Source organism: Amycolatopsis sp. lyj-23, assembly GCF_046549135.1.
In the GTDB taxonomy this organism is placed as follows: Bacteria; Actinomycetota; Actinomycetes; order Mycobacteriales; family Pseudonocardiaceae; genus Amycolatopsis.
This window is the reverse complement of the sequence record NZ_JAJPWN010000006.1, coordinates 470,553-486,852: the sequence shown is the minus strand read 5'-3', so window position 1 is coordinate 486,852 and position 16,300 is coordinate 470,553. Positions and strand designations below refer to the sequence as shown.

Below are 16,300 nucleotides of genomic sequence, written 5' to 3'. Positions count from 1 at the left end.
GAACCATCGGCAAAAGAATACGCGACCCGTAAGGGGGAAGTGCGTGGGCGACGGTTGGCGCGCGTTGAGGCGCCGCATCCTGACACCGGACGTCTCCGAGACGTCGCTGGACAAGCGTGGTTTCCACAAGAAGAGCCCGCAGGCTCAGGAATTGCTGGAAACGGTGGGCGAAAAGTTCCTGCTCGGCTACGCACACGCCGTGGAAGCGCGGACCCCCGCCCAGTGCGAGGAATGGCTGGGTCGCATTCCGGAACAGTTCCGCGGATTTGCATACGAAGGCGCGGGAATGGGTTACGCGATGCTCGACGGCCTGCCGTTCGGCGGCCGCCGGCACATCGACGACTTCGTGGCCGGTCCCGGCGGCACGAGCCAGCACTACATCGTCCTGGTCGGCGTCGGCTGGGCGATGGCGCGGCTGCCGCGGTTCGCCTGGCCCAAGGCCGACCGGTTCGACCCGCTGCTGCGCTGGCTGGTGCTCGACGGCTACGGCTTCCACCAGGCGTACTTCAAGACCGGGAAGTACGTGCGGCAGCAGTACCAGGAGCCGGGTTTCCCGTGGCCGTCGCGCGAGTACAGCCGCTACTCGCTGCGGGCCATGGACCAGGGCATCGGCCGGGCGCTGTGGTTCATCTGCGGCACCGACGTCGACCTGGTGACGAAGACGATCGCCGGGTTTGACCCGGCCCGCCACGGTGACCTGTACGCCGGGGTCGGCCTGGCGTCGACGTACGCGTGCGGCGTCGACGAAGCCGAACTGACCGAACTCGCCGAGCGCGCGGGCGAGCACCGCGGTCAGCTCGCCCAGGGCAGCGCCTTCGCGGCCGACGCCCGGGTGCGCGGCGGCGTGCTGATCCCCCAGACGGAGGTCGCCACCCGGGCGATCTGCGGGCTGCCCGCCGAGCGCGCGGCGGCGATCACCCAGGAAGTGCGCCCGGCGGAGGTCGTCGACGGCGAGGTCCCGGCATTCGAAGCCTGGCGGCAGCGGATCGCCGGCGAAGTGCTGACCCATGGAGGAGTGAACAAATGACCGCGACCACACGCTGGCTGCGTCGGCAGCTCGCGGGCCTCGTGGCGATCGCGCTGGTGCTGACGTTGTTCTTCGTCGCGCGCCTGCCGAGCGTCTCGGCCGCCGAGCAGGACCAGCTGGCAGGCAAGTTCCAGTTCACCCCGATGACGATCGCGCTGCCGGCGGCGGCGAAGTCGCAGTACGTCCGGACGCTGAACAAGCAGTACGAGCACATTTCGGCCTGGATGTCCTCGACCGGTGCCGCCATCGCGATGAACGACCTCGACGGCGACGGCCTGGCCAACGACCTGTGCCTGGTCGACCCGCGCAGCGACCAGGTGGTCGTCACGCCGACGCCGGGCAAGGGCCAGGAGCGCTACGCCCCGTTCGCGCTCGACCCGGCGCCGCTGCCGACGTGGCAGTACATGGCCCCGATGGGCTGCGTCCCCGGTGACTTCAACGAAGACGGCCGGATGGACGTCCTGGTCTACTACTGGGGCCGCACCCCGGTGGTGTTCCTGCAGAAGGCCGGCGCCACCAAGCTCTCGCCCGCGGCCTACGAGCCGGCCGAGCTGGTGCCGGGCGACAAGCGCGGACCCGACGGCGAGTACAACGGCCCGCTGTGGAACAGCAACGCGGCCACCATCGGCGACTTCGACGGCGACGGGCACGTGGACGTCTTCGTCGGCAACTACTTCCCGGACAGCAAGGTCCTGGACCCGAACGCCGACGGCGGCATCACGATGAACCAGTCGATGTCGCACGCGAAGAACGGCGGCGGCAAGTACCTCTACCGCTCGACGGGCGGCACCGGGGGCACGCACCCGACCGCGTCCTTCGCCGACGCCTCGGACGCGATCCCGGCCGACGACCGCTCCGGCTGGACGCTGGGCGCGAGCGCCACCGACATCGACGCCGACGGCCTGCCCGAGCTCTACATCGCCAACGACTTCGGGCACGACCACCTGCTCTACAACAAGTCAACGGCGGGGCACGTGGCCTTCGGCGAGGTCACCAGCGTCCGCGGGGTCACCGAACCGAAGTCGAAGGTGCTCGGCAACGACTCCTTCAAGGGCATGGGCGTCGACTTCGGCGACTTCAACCACGACGGGCTCTACGACATCTTCGTCAGCAACATCACGACGTCGTGGGGTGTCGAGGAGTCGAACCTCCAGTTCGTCAACACCGCCAAGGACCTCACGGACCTGCGCACCCAGCTGAAGGACGGCGTGGCCCCGTTCCACGACGAGAGCGGTGACACGCGCACGGCGTGGTCCGGCTGGGGCTGGGACCCCAAGATCGAGGACTTCAACAACAGCGGTGACGTCCAGATCGCCCAGGCCACCGGGTTCATCAAGGGGCAGATCAACCGCTGGCCGCAGCTGCAGGAGCTGGCGGTGGCCAACGACGGCGTGACGTCCAACCCGTTCTGGTGGCCGAACGCCCGGCCTGGCGACGACCTCGCCGGCGACCAGACGCTGCACTTCTTCGTGAAGCGCTCGGACGGCACCTACGTCGACCTGGCGCCGAAGCTCGGCCTGGCCGTGCCGGTGCCCACCCGCGGCATCGGTGTCGGTGACGCCGACGGCGACGGCCTGCCCGAGTTCGCCGTCGCGCGGCAGTGGGAACAGCCGGTCTTCTACCACAACGACAGCCCGAAGAGCGGCAAGTTCCTGCAGCTGAAGCTGAGCACCGATGCCCCCGTGGCGCCGGGCCCGCTGCCGTCGGCCGGTTCGCCGGCGATCGGCGCCGAGGTCACGGTGACCGCCGCGGACGGCAAGAAGTACGTGGGCCGCGTCGACGGCAGCAGCGGGCACTCCGGCCGCCGCAGCTTCGACGTCCAGATCGGGCTGGGCGAGGGCGTCTCCGGTCCGCTGGCCGTGCACCTGCAGTGGCGGGACCGCACCGGGCAGCTGCGCACGCAGGACCTGCAGCTCGCCCCCGGCTGCCACATGTTCCAGCTCGGTTCCCAGGCGAAGGAAGAGATGTGACGTCATGGCGACGCCCATAACGACCAAAGTGGACAGTGCCCCGCCGAAGCGGACCAACAAGGTCATCACGGCCCTGCGCCGCTTCGCCATCTCGATCACGATCTTCAACATCCTCGGCTACACCGTGCTCGGCTTCGAGCAGCCGTGGCTGTACCCCTTCATCGCCGTGGGGACCGCGTACACCACGGAGATCCTGCTGGAGATCATCAACGCCCGGGTCACCCACCGCGAGGTCCGCTTCCGCGGCAACGGGTTCCGGGGCCTGGTCGAGTTCCTGTTCCCCGCGCACATCAGCGGTCTCGCGCTGAACATGCTGACCTACGTCAACGACCACGTCTGGGCCATGATCTTCGGCGTGGTCGTCGCCGTCGGCGCGAAGTGGGTGCTGCAGGCGCCGGTGTACGGCCGGATGCGGCACTACATGAACCCGTCGAACTTCGGCATCACGATCATGCTGCTGGTGTTCCCGTGGGTCAACATGACGCCGCCGTACCACTTCTCGGAAAAGGTCGACACCTGGGTCGGCTGGCTGATCGTGGCGGTCATCCTGGTTTCGGGCACGGTGCTCAACTCGCTGCTGACCGGCCGGATGTGGCTGATCTTCGGCTGGTTGTCGTTCTTCGTCATCCAGGCCTTCCTGCGCGGCGCGCTCTTCGGCACGGCCATCCCGGGGGCGCTGGCGATGGGCACCGGGATCGCGTTCGTGCTCTACACGAACTACATGGTGACCGACCCGGGCACGTCACCGTCGAAGCCGTTTTCGCAGTTCGCCTTCGGCGGCGGGATCGCGCTGATGTACGGGTTCTTCACCGCCGCCCACATCGCCTACGGGCTGTTCTTCGCCACCGCTTCGGTGTGCCTGATCCGCGGGTTGTACCTGTGGGGCCTGCACTTCTCGAACAAGGCGCGGATCAAGTTCGAGGCCGAGCAGGCGGCGCAGAAGGTGCAGCTCGCCGCGGCACCGCCGGCCGGCCCGGCCGGCGACGAAAAGCCCCTGGCCGCTTGAGCGTCCTGCGGAAAACAGTCTGGTGAGGAGGTAGGCCGGTGGCAAGCGAAGAAGAGGTCCAGGTGCTGACCCTGGAGGCGTACGCCGACACGATCGTGCCGGGGGAGAAGCGGTACCCGGAGGACCACGCGGTGGCCGGGGCCGCACCGGGCCCCGGCGCGGTCGCGGCGGGTGCGCTGGAACTGCTCAACTACGACGCCACCGGCATCACCGCCGGCCTGCCCTACCTGGTGCAGTCGCTGAACGACCACGCGAAGTCGTACGCGGGCGAGGTCGAGCTGGAGCTCGACAGCGACGTCCCGCCGTTCGTCGCGTTGCCGTACGCGCACCGGCGGGCCCTGGTGACCCGGCTGACCAAGCCGGGGCACCCGGAGAAGGAGGGGTGGGTGAGCCTGGCCCTGTTCTGCAACATGGCCTTCGACACCGCCCCGCACCGGCACACCAAGGAGGCGCTCGAGAACGGGCACCCCGGGCTGCTCGCGCTCGGCTACCGGCTCCCGGACGCCGACGGGCTGTGGCGGTTCCCGAAGTTCTCCTACGGCCGCAAGCTGGCCGATCTCCATCCCGACACCACACCTTCGGGGAGCCCGGCATGAGCGCGATCGAAAAAACCGACGTCGTCATCGTCGGGAGCGGCTTCGGCGGTTCGATCCCGGCGTACCACCTCGCCGCGGGCGGCGCCAAGGTGGTCGTGCTCGAACGCGGGCCGTGGCTGGCCGCGGAGGACTTCGAACACGACTACCTGCTGGGCTCCTCCTACACGCGGGTGTTCGACTTCGTCGCCGGCGAGGGCATGAGCGTGCTCGGCGGCAACTGCGTCGGCGGCGGCAGCGTCGTCTACTTCGCCGCGATGCCGCGGGCGCCGAAGTTCGTCTTCGACCGCCACGGCAGCATCGGCCGCCGGATGTGGCCGGCCGAGATCAGCCGGGACTCCCTCGAGCCGTGGTACGACCGGGTGGACGAGTCGATCCCGGTGTCCAAACAGGACTGGAACGACGTCTCGTACGCGGGCGGGCTGTGGGCCGCGGCCTGCAACCACTCGGGCCGCACGGCGAACCCGGCCCCGGTCGCGGTGGACAACGACCGGTGCACCAACTGCAACTTCCAGATGGCGGGCTGCCGGTTCGACGCCAAGCGGTCGATGCTGACCAACTACCTGCCGGCCGCGCTGGCGCACGGCGCGCAGATCCGGCCGCTGCACGAGGTCGAGCGGCTGGAGCGCACCGAGGACGGTGGCTACCGCGTCCACTTCGACCTGATCGACGAAGAGGACTACCGGATCCACACCGGGTCCGGCGTGCTCGAGGCGAAGATCGTCATCATCGCCGCGGGGGCCGGGGCGACCCCGGTCATCCTGCAGCGGTCCGAGGCGGACCTCGGCAAGATGCCGCACGGCGTCGGCCGGTACTTCTCCGGCAACGGCGAGCGGCTGAACACCGCGATCATCGACGAGGACCGGGTGCGCGAGGTGCTCGGGCTGTCCCGTGAGGACGGTGCCGTCTACGCGGCCAACCACATCGGCAAGGGCCCGACGGTGGCGAACTGGGACAAGCTCGACGGCTCGCTGCCGGAGTACGAGCGGTACTCGCTGGAGCAGCTGTACTTCCCGCCCGGCCTCGGCACGATCCTCGCGCAGGCACCGGGCGGCGAGGAGCCGCGGTGGTTCGGCGCGGAGAAGAAGCAGATCCTCGAGAAGTGGGCCAACTGGCTGACGATCTTCCTCATGACCGAGGACGACAACGAGGGCGTCTTCGGCACCCCGCCGCCGACCGGCAACGCCTACCGCATCTCGCAGCAGATGCTCGGGCGCGGGCCGCTGCGCTACGAGCCCACCGAGAACACCCTGCGCGGCTGGGCACTGGCCGACGCCGACTGCAAGGCCATCATCGAAAAGGACGGCCTGGCGAAGGTCTCGCCGTGGACCAACGACGTCGTCGGCGCGTACACCGTGCACCCGCTGGCGTCCTGCCGGATCGGGGACGACCCGGCGACGTCCGCGCTGCACCCCAGCCACGAGCTGCGCGACCACGCGGGCATCTTCGTGACCGACAGCGCGTCGGTGCCCGGTGCGCTGACGGTGAACCCGGCCATGACGATCGCCGCGCTGGCCGAGCGGGCCGTGCCCGGGATCGTCCGGGCGCTGCAGGAGCGCGGGGTCGACGTCAAGTACGGCGCTCCGGCGCCGGACGGTTCCATCACCGGCCGCCGTGCGGTGTCCAAGCTGGACCTGGTGGCCGGCAGCTGAACGAGGGGCCGGGTGCACCGCACCCGGCACGAGAAGACCCCGGTCGTCGCGGGACGTGCCGACCGGGAGGCAGATCGGGCGCCGGGGCCGCGCAGCCCCGGGACAACCGACCCCGAGTCCGGGTCCGGCCGCCGCCCCGGTGCACCCGATCCGCCGTCCCCCGGTGGCCGCGGTGGCGGTACCCCCGCCCCGCGGCCACCGCGGGCAGACCAGGCACATCCGATGTTCGAGAGGACGGCACAGGTGACTGACACGACGGGCGTGATCGCCGACTTGACCGCCGAGGCCGCCGCGGTCGACGAGCTCGTGGCGCGCCTCGCCGAAGCGGAGTGGGAGACGCCGACGCCCGCGCCGGGCTGGCGCGTGCGCGAGCAGATCGCCCACCTGACGTTCATCCTCCGCATCGCCGGGCTGGCCGCGGCCCAGCCGGAGACCTTCGTCGCGCTGACGAAGTCGCTGACCGGCGGGCTCGACGTGGCCGTCAACGCGGCGCTGAAGGAGTTCGAGCACGACCCGGCCGAGGTGCTGCTGACGAAGTGGCGGGCCGACCGCGACCAGGCCATCAAGGCCCTTGCCGCGGTGCCGGGCGACCAGCTCGTGCCGTGGCTGGTGCGGCCGCTGCCGCCGTACGTGCTCGCGTGCGCCGGGATGATGGAGCTGTTCGGGCACGGCCAGGACATCGCGGACGCGCTCGGCGTGCGCCCGGAGCGCACGGACCGGCTGGCCCACCTCGTCGGCTTCGCCGTCCGCGTCCGGGACTTCGGCTACGAAGCGCACGGGCTGACGCCGCCGGAGACCGAGTTCCGGTTCGAGATCACCGGGCCGTCGGGCGCGGTCTGGGCCTTCGGGCCCGAGGACTCGCCCGAGCGGATCACCGGCTCCGCGGAGGACTTCTGCCTGCTGGTCACCCGGCGGCGGCACCGCGACGACCTCGACCTGCGGGCCGAGGGGGCACTGGCCGACGCGTGGCTCGACATCGCGCAGGCCTACCGCGGCCCGGCCGGCGAAGGACGGCGGCCGGGACAGTTCGCCGACTGACCAGCGTCTGTCCATTGTGGAACATGAGTTGTCGCTGCGTGCGGACAAAGTGGCCGCGGGCATGGAGAAAGAAGACGTGACCGGCGAGCGGAGCCATGCTGGACCCGGATCGGTTACCGGGACCGTGATATCCGGGGGCTCCGCCACCCGGGACCCCCGAAAGAAACAAGAGCCAGTGGGAGTGCGTTGGCATGAGCGGTGAGCGGATTTCGATCGTGGGTATCGGCCTCCGGTATCCGGACGCAAGTTCCCCGGAGGAGCTCTGGGAGAACGTGCTGGCCGGTCGCCGGGCCTTCCGTCGGCTGCCCGACGAGCGGATGAACCGGGCGGACTACTACTCGCCCGACCCGAAGGCGCCGGACCGGTTCTACGCCCAGAACGCGGCGGTGCTGCGCGACTACGAGTTCGACCGGGTCGCCCACAAGGTCGCGGGCAGCACCTTCCGCGCCACCGACACGACGCACTGGCTCGCCCTCGACGTCGCCGAGCAGGCGCTCGCCGACGCCGGCTTCCCCGAGGGCGAAGGGGCGCCGAAGACGGCGACCGGCGTCGTCATCGGCAACAGCCTGACCGGCGAGTTCTCCCGCGCCAACGTGCTGCGGCTGCGCTGGCCCTACGTCCGGCGCACGGTCGCCGCGGCGCTGGCCGGGCGCGGCTGGGCCGACGACGAGACCGCGGACTTCCTGCGGGAGCTCGAGGTCCAGTACAAGGAGCCGTTCCCCGAGATCAACGAGGACACCCTCGCCGGCGGCCTGGCGAACACCATCGCCGGGCGCGTCTGCAACCACTTCGACTTCGCCGGTGGCGGCTACACCGTGGACGGCGCCTGCTCGTCCTCGCTGCTGTCGGTGGTCAGCGCCGCGAACGCGCTGGCCCAGGGCGACCTCGACGTCGGCATCGCCGGCGGTGTCGACCTTTCGATCGACCCGTTCGAGGTGATCGGCTTCGCCAAGACCGGCGCGCTGGCCAAGCGCGAGATGAAGGTCTACGACGCCGACTCGAACGGCTTCTGGCCGGGCGAAGGCTCCGGCATGCTCGTGCTGATGCGCGAAGCCGACGCGATCGAGCAGGGCAAGCGGATCTACGCCACGGTCGCCGGCTGGGGCATCTCCTCCGACGGCAAGGGCGGCATCACGCGGCCGGAAGCCGCCGGGCACCAGCTCGCCCTGAAGCGCGCCTACACCCGCGCGGGTTACGGCGTCGAAACCGTGTCCTACTTCGAGGGCCACGGCACCGGCACCGCGCTCGGCGACGCCACGGAGATCGAGGCGCTGTCCACCGCGCGCCGGGAGGCGGACCCGCTGGCCAAGCCGGCGGCGCTGTCCACGATCAAGGGCAACATCGGGCACACCAAGGCCGCGGCCGGCGTCGCCGGGCTGATCAAGGCCACGCTGTCGGTCTACCACCAGGTGATCCCGCCCGCGACCGGGCACTACGTGCCGCACGAGTCGCTGACCGGTGACTCCGCCCGGATGTTCGTGCCCCGCGAGGCCACGCTGTGGCCGTCGGACCAGCCGGTGCGCGCCGGCGTGTCCGCGATGGGCTTCGGCGGGATCAACTCGCACGTCACGGTGGCCGAGGCGCCGAACGCGGCGCGCCGCGCCGACCTCGACGAGCGCTCCCGCACCCTGGTGGCCGGCCGCCAGGACGCCGAGCTGCTGCTGTTCGACGCCGACGACGTCGCCACCCTGCGCGGCCGGATCGCCGCACTGCTCGAGCTGGTGCCGAAGCTGTCCTTCGCCGAGCTGACCGACCTGGCCGGCTCGCTGGCCGGGGAGCTCTCGGGCAAGCCGGTGCGGGCCGCCGTCGTCGCCGCCAACCCGGAGCAGGCCGAGCGGAAGCTGACCCGGCTGCTCGAACTGCTCGAGGAGGGCCCGTCGGTCTTCGACGCCGCCGACGGCGTCTTCGCGAGCTCACGCCCGTCCGCGCCGAAGATCGGGTTCTTGTTCCCCGGTCAGGGTTCCGGCCGGGGCGGCGAGAGCGCGCTGCGCCGCCGGTTCGCCGCGGCCGCCGAAATCCACGACGCCGCGGGGCTGCCGGTCACCGCCGACCAGGTCGCCACCGAGGTGGCGCAGCCGCGGATCGTCACCGGGTCGCTCGCCGGGCTGCGTGTGCTGCGCGCGTTCGGCATCGAAGCCGACTCGGCCACCGGGCACAGCCTCGGCGAGCTGACCGCCCTGCACTGGGCCGGCGCGGTCGGCGAGCGGGACGTGCTGCAGCTGGCGAAGATCCGCGGCAAGGTGATGGCGACCGAGGTCGGCCCGGGCACCGGCGCGATGGCCAGCGTCGCGGCCTCGCCCGGCCGGACCGAGGAGCTCGGCCTGGGCTCGGACGTCGTCATCGCCGGCTACAACGCACCGCAGCAGACGGTGATCTCCGGGCCGGCCGCGTCGGTCGACCGGGTGGTCGACCGGGCGAAGGCCCAGGGTGTCAGCGCGGGCCGGATCAAGGTGTCGCACGCCTTCCACTCCCCGGAGGTCGAGCCGGCGGCGACGGCGATGATCGAACGGCTCGCCGAGTTCTCCTTCGCGCGGCTCGAGCGTCCGGTGGTCTCCACGGTGACCGGCGACGTCCTGCACGCGGCGGAGAACCTGCCGGAGCTGCTGCGCGACCAGATCGTGCTGCCGGTCCGGTTCCGCGAAGCGGCGGCGAAGGTCGCCGAGCGCAGCGACCTGGTGATCGAGGTCGGCCCCGGCCGGGTGCTGAGCGGGCTGTTCGAGGAGATCGCGCCGGACACGCCGGTGCTGGCGCTGGACACCGACAACGCCTCGCTCGCCGGGGTGCTGCGGGTGCTGGGCGCGGCGTTCGCGCTGGGCGCGCCGGTCACCGCCGAGCGGCTGTTCGCCGGCCGCGTGGTCCGGGAACTGCCGGCCGACGGCGTCTTCCGCTTCCTCGCCAGCCCCTGCGAGGCGGCGCCGGCGATCGACGCCGACCTCGCCGCCGAGCTGGCCGCGGAGCGGGCTCAGGCCACCGAGGCCGAGGTCGACGGCACCGCCGACAGCGGGAGCACGCTCGACCTGCTCCGCAAGCTCGCCGCCGAGCGCGTCGAGCTGCCGCTGGAGTCCGTCACCGCCGACACCCACCCGCTCGACGACCTGCACCTGTCGTCGATCACCGTGGGCCAGCTGGTCAACGACGTCACCCGCGCGCTGGGCCGCCCGGCGCTGGAGGGCATGCCGAACTTCGCCACGGTCTGCCTCGGCGAGCTCGCCGAGATGATCGACGAACTGGCGCAGACGGCGAAGCCGGACGACAACGCGGGCAAGGGCGAGGCGCCCGGGATCGGGCCGTGGGTCCGCCCGTTCGCCGTCGAGTACCTGCCCGCGGCCCGCCCGGCCGCGGACCTCACCACGGGTACCGGTTCGGCGGAGTGGCAGCTCTTCGCCACGCCGCGCAACCAGCTCGCCGAGCCGCTGCGCGCGGCGCTCGCCCGCAGCGGCGCCGGCGACGGCGTGCTGCTGTGCCTGCCTGCCGACTGCGATTCGAGCCACGTCGGGTTGTTCCTCGACGCGGCCCGGACTCTGCTGTCCGCGCCCAACGGCACGCGGTTCGTCGTGGTGCACCACGGTTACGGCGCTTCCGGCCTGGCGAAGACGCTGCGGCTGGAAGACCCCTCGGCGAAGACCACGATCGTCGACCTGGCCGACCCGACGCCCACCGACCCGGCGGCGATCGAGGCGGCGGTGGCGGCGGTCGTCGCCGAGGTCGCCGCGACGACGGACTTCACCGAAGCCCGCTACGACGGCCAAGGCGGCCGCACGGTCCCGCGGCTGGTCGGCCTCCCGGCCGCGCCGGCCGGGCCGAGCCCGGAGACCCTCGACCGCACCGACGTCCTGCTGGTCACCGGCGGTGGCAAGGGCATCACCGCGGAGAGCGCGCTGGCGCTGGCCAAGGACTCCGGCGCGAAGCTCGCCCTCCTCGGCCGCAGCGATCCCGAGCAGGACGCCGAACTGGCGGAGAACCTCGACCGCATGGAGGCGGCCGGCGTCCGGTACCGCTACGAGCGGGCCGACGTCACCAACGCGACGCAGGTCGCCGAGGCCGTCGCCCGGATGCAGGCCGACCTCGGCCCGGTCACCGCGGTGATGCACGGCGCGGGCCGCAACGAGCCGGCCGCGTTGTTCAGCCTGACCGAAGACACCTTCCGCAAGACGCTCGCGCCGAAGATCGGCGGCCTCAACGCCGTGCTGGCCGCGGTCGACAAGACCCGCATCAAGCTGCTGGTCACCTTCGGCAGCATCATCGGCCGCGCGGGCCTGCGCGGTGAGGCGCACTACTCCACGGCGAACGACTGGCTGACCGAGGCAACCCTGCGCTTCGGCCGCGAGTACCCGCAGGCGCGGGCGATCGCGCTGGAGTGGTCGGTCTGGTCCGGGGCCGGCATGGGCGAGAAGCTCGGCGTGGTCACCGCCCTGCAGCGCGACGGCATCACGCCGATCCCGCTCGACGACGGCATCGCCATCCTGCGCCGCCTGCTGTCGGACCCGGCCACCCCGCCGGTGCTGGTGATCTGCGGCCGGATGAACGGCCTGCCGACGCTGCCGATCCAGCGGCGCGAGCTGCCGCTGACCCGGTTCATCGACCGGGCGGTCGTGCACTACCCCGGCGTCGAGCTGATCACCGAGGCCGAGCTGTCCGCGGGCAGCGACCCGTACCTGGTCGACCACCTGCTCGACGGCCAGCTGCTCTTCCCGGCGGTGCTGGGCATGGAGGCGATGACCCAGGCCGCGACGGCCACGCTCGGCCGCGGCGGGACGCCGGTGCTCGAGAACGTCGAGTTCCTGCGGCCGATCATCGTCTCGCCCGGCCGGTCGACGACGATCCGGCTGGCCGCGCTGGCCCGGGACGCCGACACGGTGGACGTCGTCCTCCGCAGCGACGAGACCGGCTTCAGCGCCGACCACTTCCGCGCCCGGCTGAACTTCGCCCGCCCGGCGGAGCTCGGTGAAGCGGTGCGGCGGGACGTCCCGCTGCCGCCGGTCCCGGTGGAGCCGATCAGCGAGCTCTACGGCACGGTCCTGTTCCAGGGCAAGCGGTTCCAGCGGGTCGTCGGCTACCGGCGGGCCAGTGCCCGGCACGCCGTCGCCGAGATCGCGACCACCGCGAACGTCAACTGGTTCGCGCCGTTCCTGCCGCAGGAGCAGCTGCTCGCCGACCCGGGCACCCGGGACGCGATGATGCACGCGATCCAGTGCTGCATCCCCGACGCGACCCTGCTGCCGCAGAGCATCGAGAAGCTGTACCTGGCCGAGCCGGGGGCCCAGCACGACGAGTACGTCCTGCTCGACGCCCGCGAGCGGTACCAGGACGACGACAGCTACGTCTACGACCTCGACGTCCGCAACCCGGACGGCACCCTGGTCGAACGCTGGCAAGGGCTGATGCTGCGCGCGGTCCGCAAGCGCGACGGCGCGGGCCCGTGGGTCCCGTCGATGCTCGGCTCCCACGTGGAGCGGGCGTGCGAGCGGCTGCTCGGCGGGACGCGGTCCGTGGTCGTCGAGCCGGACCCGGTGGGCAGCCCGGCCGAAGGCATCGCCGAACGGCGGGCCCAGACCGCGCTGGCCGCGAGCCGGAGCCTCGACCGCCCGGTCGAGATCCGCTACCGCCCGGACGGCAAGCCGGAATCGGACGGCGTCGAGGTGAGCGCGTCGCACACGGCGCAGCTGACCCTGGCCGTCACCGGCCGCGGGCAGCTGACCTGCGACATCGAGACCGCGATCGAGCGGACCGACGAGGACTGGGCCGGGCTGCTCGGCGAGGAGCTCGTCGCCGTCGGCCGGCTGCTGGCCGCGGACACCGGAGAGCCGCTCGCGGTGGCCAACACGCGGGTGTGGAGCGCGCTGGAGTGCGTCCGCAAGACCGGGCTGATGACCCAGGCGCTCACCGTCCGCCGGGTCGAGCCCGACGGCTGGGCCCTGCTCGCCTCCGGCAGCGCCCTGATCGCGACCTGGTCGACCACGGTCAACGACCGGCCGGACCCCGTGGTCTTCGCCGTGCTCCAGGCAGAGGGGAACTGAGATGACCGACTACTACGAGATCCGCCACACGGTCGGCTTCGAAGAGACCAACATGGTGGGCAACGTCTACTACGTCAACTACGTCCGGTGGCAGGGGCGCTGCCGCGAGATGTTCCTCGTGGAGAAGGCTCCGGCCGTCCTGGAGGACATCCGCGGCGACCTGAAGCTCTACACGCTGCGGGTCGAGTGCGAGTTCTTCGCCGAGATCACCGGGTTCGACCAGCTGTCCATCCGGATGCGCCTGGAACAGCTGACCCAGACCCAGCTGCAGTTCACGTTCGACTACGTGCACCTGCACCCGGACGGTGAGCGGCTGGTGGCGCGCGGGCGGCAGCGGATCGCGTGCATGCGCGGCCCGAACAACGCGACCGTGCCGTCCCGGGTGCCCGAGGCGCTGCTGGAGGCCCTGAAGCCGTACACGGTGGCTTCGGCGCTCAACGGCAAGGGAGCGTGAAGTGGCCCAAGCAGGAGGCAACTCCGTCGAACGGCGGCCGCTGAAACGGCTGCCGAAGCCGGCGGGCCGGCCCGAATTGTCGCCGCAACCCGCGCTGCGGCAGGTGATGGCGCGGTTCGCGACGGGCGTCACGGTCCTCACCGTCGGCGGCGAGGGCGCCCACGCCATGACGGCGAACGCGTTCACGTCGGTGTCGCTGGACCCGCCGCTGGTGCTCTGCTGCGTGTCGAAAGCGGCCCGGATGCACTCGTCGATCGTCGCGGCGGGCTCGTTCGCGGTGAACATCCTCGCGTCCGACCAGCAGGCCCTGTCGAAGTACTTCGCCGACTGGCGGCGTCCGGACGGCATGGCCCAGTTCGAATCGGTGAACTGCACCTTCGGCGCGCAGACCGGCGCGCCGCTGCTCACCGGCGCGCTGGCCTGGCTCGAGTGCGAGGTGGCGCAGGTGCTCCAGGGCGGTGACCACTCGATCTTCCTCGGCCGGGTGGTCGCGGCCAACTCCGGGCCCGGCGAGCAGGCGCTCGTGTTCTACGGCGGTGGCTACCACGACGTGGACGCCCGGGCCCGGGCGGCGTGAGGACGTCCCACACGAGGAAGGGCGGCCCCGGACGAGCCGGGGCCGCGTCGACGGAGGAGGTTTGCCCGTGACCGCCAGTGAAGCAAGGCGCCCGGAGGCCGGCGCGGCGCCGGTGCGGTTCGTGCCCGCGGCGAACCCGCCGGACGAGGTGATCACCCACCCGATGCCGCGGCTCGGCCGGGGCATCGTGTGGTCGGACATCGTCGCCGAGATCGAGCGCGACCGGGAAGAGCGGATGAGGGATGCCGCGTGAGCGGTCCCGCCGGCCGCGGTGCCCAGCGCGCGGACGGGACGGACGTGGTACCCGTCCCGGCCGAGCTCCGCGCCGGGCGCCGCCGGCTCGGCCGGGGCGGGGAAACCGGCGACGCGCAGGTGATCGCCCTCGCCGCGGCCGCCGAGGCCGCGCCCGCGCCGCCGCCCGGCATGCCGCTGCTGCGGCAGCGGCGGCGTGAGCTGCGCGGGCACATCGCCGACGGGAAGCTCGACGCGGTGCGGCGCCAGCATTCGCTGGGCAAGCTCACCGCGCGGGAACGGCTCGCGCTGCTGCTGGACGAAGACTCCTTCCTGGAGCTCGAGCCGTACCGCCGTCACCAGGCCACCGGGCCCGGGCTGGCGGCCAACCGGCCGTACACCGACGGCGTCGTCACCGGCTCCGGCACCATCGACGGCCGCCGCGTGTTCGTCTACGCCCAGGACTTCACGCTCTTCGGCGGGTCCTTGGGGCAGGCGCACGCGGCGAAGATCCAGAAGGTGCTCGACCTCGCGGTGGCCAACGGCGCCCCGGTGATCGGCCTGAACGACAGCGGGGGCGCGCGCATCCAGGAAGGCGTGCTCGCGCTCGACGGCTACGGCGGGATCTTCCGCCGCCAGGTCGACGCCTCCGGCGTCGTCCCGCAGATCAGCGTGATCCTCGGGCCGTGCGCCGGGGGCGCCGCCTACTCGCCGGCGCTGGCGGACTTCACGTTCATGGTGCGCGACACCGCGCGGATGTACCTGACCGGCCCCGACGTCGTCGAAGCCGTGACCGGGCGGCGCGTCAGCCACGAGGAACTCGGCGGGGCCGACGTCCACGGGTCGCATTCCGGCGTCGCCACCGTCGTGCACGACGACGAGCAGGAGTGCCTCGCCGACGTCCGGCACCTGGTTTCCCTGCTGCCGTCGAACTACCTCGAGCCACCGCCGGTGACCGCCCCGACCGGCGCGGCCGACGACTACCGGCCGAAGCTGGCGGACATCGTCCCGGCCGAGCCGAACCAGCCGTACGACATGCGGGACGTGTTCGCCGAAATCGCCGACGACGAAGAGTTCTTCGAGCTGCACGCGGGCTGGGCCCGCAACGTGCTGTGCGCGCTCGCCCGCGTCGACGGCCGGGTCGTCGGGCTCGTCGGGAACCAGCCGGTGGTGTTCGCCGGGGTGCTCGACGGGCCGGCGTCGCAGAAGGCCGCCCGGTTCGTGCGGTTCTGCGACGCCTTCGGCATCCCGCTGGTCAGCCTGGTCGACGTGCCGGGGTTCCTGCCGGGTGTCGAGCAGGAGCGCGCCGGGATCATCCGGCAGGGCGCGCAGCTGCTGCACGCCTACTGCGAAGCGACGGTGCCGCGGATCCAGGTCATCCTGCGGAAGGCCTACGGCGGCGCGTACATCGTGATGGACTCGCGGTCCATCGGGTGCGACCTGTCGCTGGCCTGGCCGACGAACCAGATCGCGGTGATGGGGGCCGAGGGCGCGGTCAACGTGCTGCACCGGCGGGACCTCGCGGCCGCGGCGGACCCGGCGGCGTTGCGCGCCCGGCTCGTCGCGGAGTACACGGAGGAGTACCTCAACCCGCAGTACGCCGCCGAGCGCGGCCTGGTCGACGACATCATCGACCCGGCCGACACCCGGGCGGCGATCGCGCGTGGGCTGGCGATGTTGCGGGACAAGCGCCGTCCCGGGCCGGCTCGCAAGCACGGCAACCTGCCGATCTGAC

The 16,300-nt window shown here is 71.9% G+C and carries 11 protein-coding genes; all 11 read left to right on the top strand.

Annotated elements, in window-relative coordinates:
• The first annotated feature begins 43 nt into the window (after positions 1–43).
• The 11 genes from ACLJPY_RS18100 (at position 44) to ACLJPY_RS18050 (ending at position 16,299) form a co-directional block, all read left to right on the top strand.
• Entirely contained in the window at positions 44–1,027 is a 984-nt protein-coding gene (locus ACLJPY_RS18100; protein ID WP_410589863.1) for a DUF1702 family protein, read from the top strand.
• Positions 1,024–2,997, top strand: coding sequence for a CRTAC1 family protein (locus ACLJPY_RS18095; RefSeq protein ID WP_410589861.1), 1,974 nt, complete (start codon positions 1,024–1,026; stop codon positions 2,995–2,997). Before ACLJPY_RS18100 ends, ACLJPY_RS18095 begins: the two co-directional genes overlap by 4 nt.
• A gap of 4 nt (positions 2,998–3,001) precedes the next feature.
• Complete coding sequence (locus ACLJPY_RS18090) at positions 3,002–4,003, top strand: enediyne biosynthesis protein (RefSeq protein ID WP_410589860.1); 1,002 nt, start codon at positions 3,002–3,004, stop codon at positions 4,001–4,003.
• A 38-nt stretch (positions 4,004–4,041) separates the two neighbouring features.
• Entirely contained in the window at positions 4,042–4,599 is a 558-nt protein-coding gene (locus ACLJPY_RS18085) for a DUF5987 family protein (RefSeq protein WP_410589858.1), read from the top strand.
• Positions 4,596–6,248, top strand: a complete 1,653-nt coding sequence (locus tag ACLJPY_RS18080) for a GMC family oxidoreductase N-terminal domain-containing protein (protein ID WP_410589856.1) — start codon at positions 4,596–4,598, stop codon at positions 6,246–6,248. Before ACLJPY_RS18085 ends, ACLJPY_RS18080 begins: the two co-directional genes overlap by 4 nt.
• A gap of 243 nt (positions 6,249–6,491) precedes the next feature.
• Positions 6,492–7,286, top strand: a complete 795-nt coding sequence (locus tag ACLJPY_RS18075) for a TIGR03084 family metal-binding protein (protein WP_410589855.1) — start codon at positions 6,492–6,494, stop codon at positions 7,284–7,286.
• Between the two features lie 191 nt (positions 7,287–7,477).
• The gene (locus ACLJPY_RS18070; RefSeq protein ID WP_410589853.1) at positions 7,478–13,303 is read left to right on the top strand and encodes a type I polyketide synthase; all 5,826 of its coding nucleotides are present in this window, start codon (positions 7,478–7,480) and stop codon (positions 13,301–13,303) included.
• A 1-nt stretch (position 13,304) separates the two neighbouring features.
• Positions 13,305–13,757 (top strand): acyl-CoA thioesterase, encoded by a 453-nt coding sequence (locus ACLJPY_RS18065; protein ID WP_410589852.1) that lies wholly within the window; start codon positions 13,305–13,307, stop codon positions 13,755–13,757.
• Position 13,758: 1 nt separating this feature from the next.
• On the top strand, positions 13,759–14,334 hold the full coding sequence (locus ACLJPY_RS18060; protein WP_410589851.1) for a flavin reductase family protein: 576 nt from the start codon (positions 13,759–13,761) through the stop codon (positions 14,332–14,334).
• A gap of 67 nt (positions 14,335–14,401) precedes the next feature.
• Positions 14,402–14,587 (top strand): DUF6222 family protein, encoded by a 186-nt coding sequence (locus ACLJPY_RS18055; protein ID WP_410589849.1) that lies wholly within the window; start codon positions 14,402–14,404, stop codon positions 14,585–14,587.
• Positions 14,588–14,757: 170 nt separating this feature from the next.
• The gene (locus ACLJPY_RS18050) at positions 14,758–16,299 is read left to right on the top strand and encodes an acyl-CoA carboxylase subunit beta (RefSeq protein ID WP_410589934.1); all 1,542 of its coding nucleotides are present in this window, start codon (positions 14,758–14,760) and stop codon (positions 16,297–16,299) included.
• The last annotated feature ends 1 nt before the right edge of the window (position 16,300 follow it).

Coding starts and splice junctions, on each gene's coding strand:
- ACLJPY_RS18095 (WP_410589861.1), top strand. CDS start 1,024: ATGACCGCGACCACACGCTGGCTGCGTCGGCAGCTCGCGGGCCTCGTG.
- ACLJPY_RS18090 (WP_410589860.1), top strand. CDS start 3,002: ATGGCGACGCCCATAACGACCAAAGTGGACAGTGCCCCGCCGAAGCGG.
- ACLJPY_RS18080 (WP_410589856.1), top strand. CDS start 4,596: ATGAGCGCGATCGAAAAAACCGACGTCGTCATCGTCGGGAGCGGCTTC.
- ACLJPY_RS18070 (WP_410589853.1), top strand. CDS start 7,478: ATGAGCGGTGAGCGGATTTCGATCGTGGGTATCGGCCTCCGGTATCCG.
- ACLJPY_RS18065 (WP_410589852.1), top strand. CDS start 13,305: ATGACCGACTACTACGAGATCCGCCACACGGTCGGCTTCGAAGAGACC.
- ACLJPY_RS18050 (WP_410589934.1), top strand. CDS start 14,758: ATGCCGCTGCTGCGGCAGCGGCGGCGTGAGCTGCGCGGGCACATCGCC.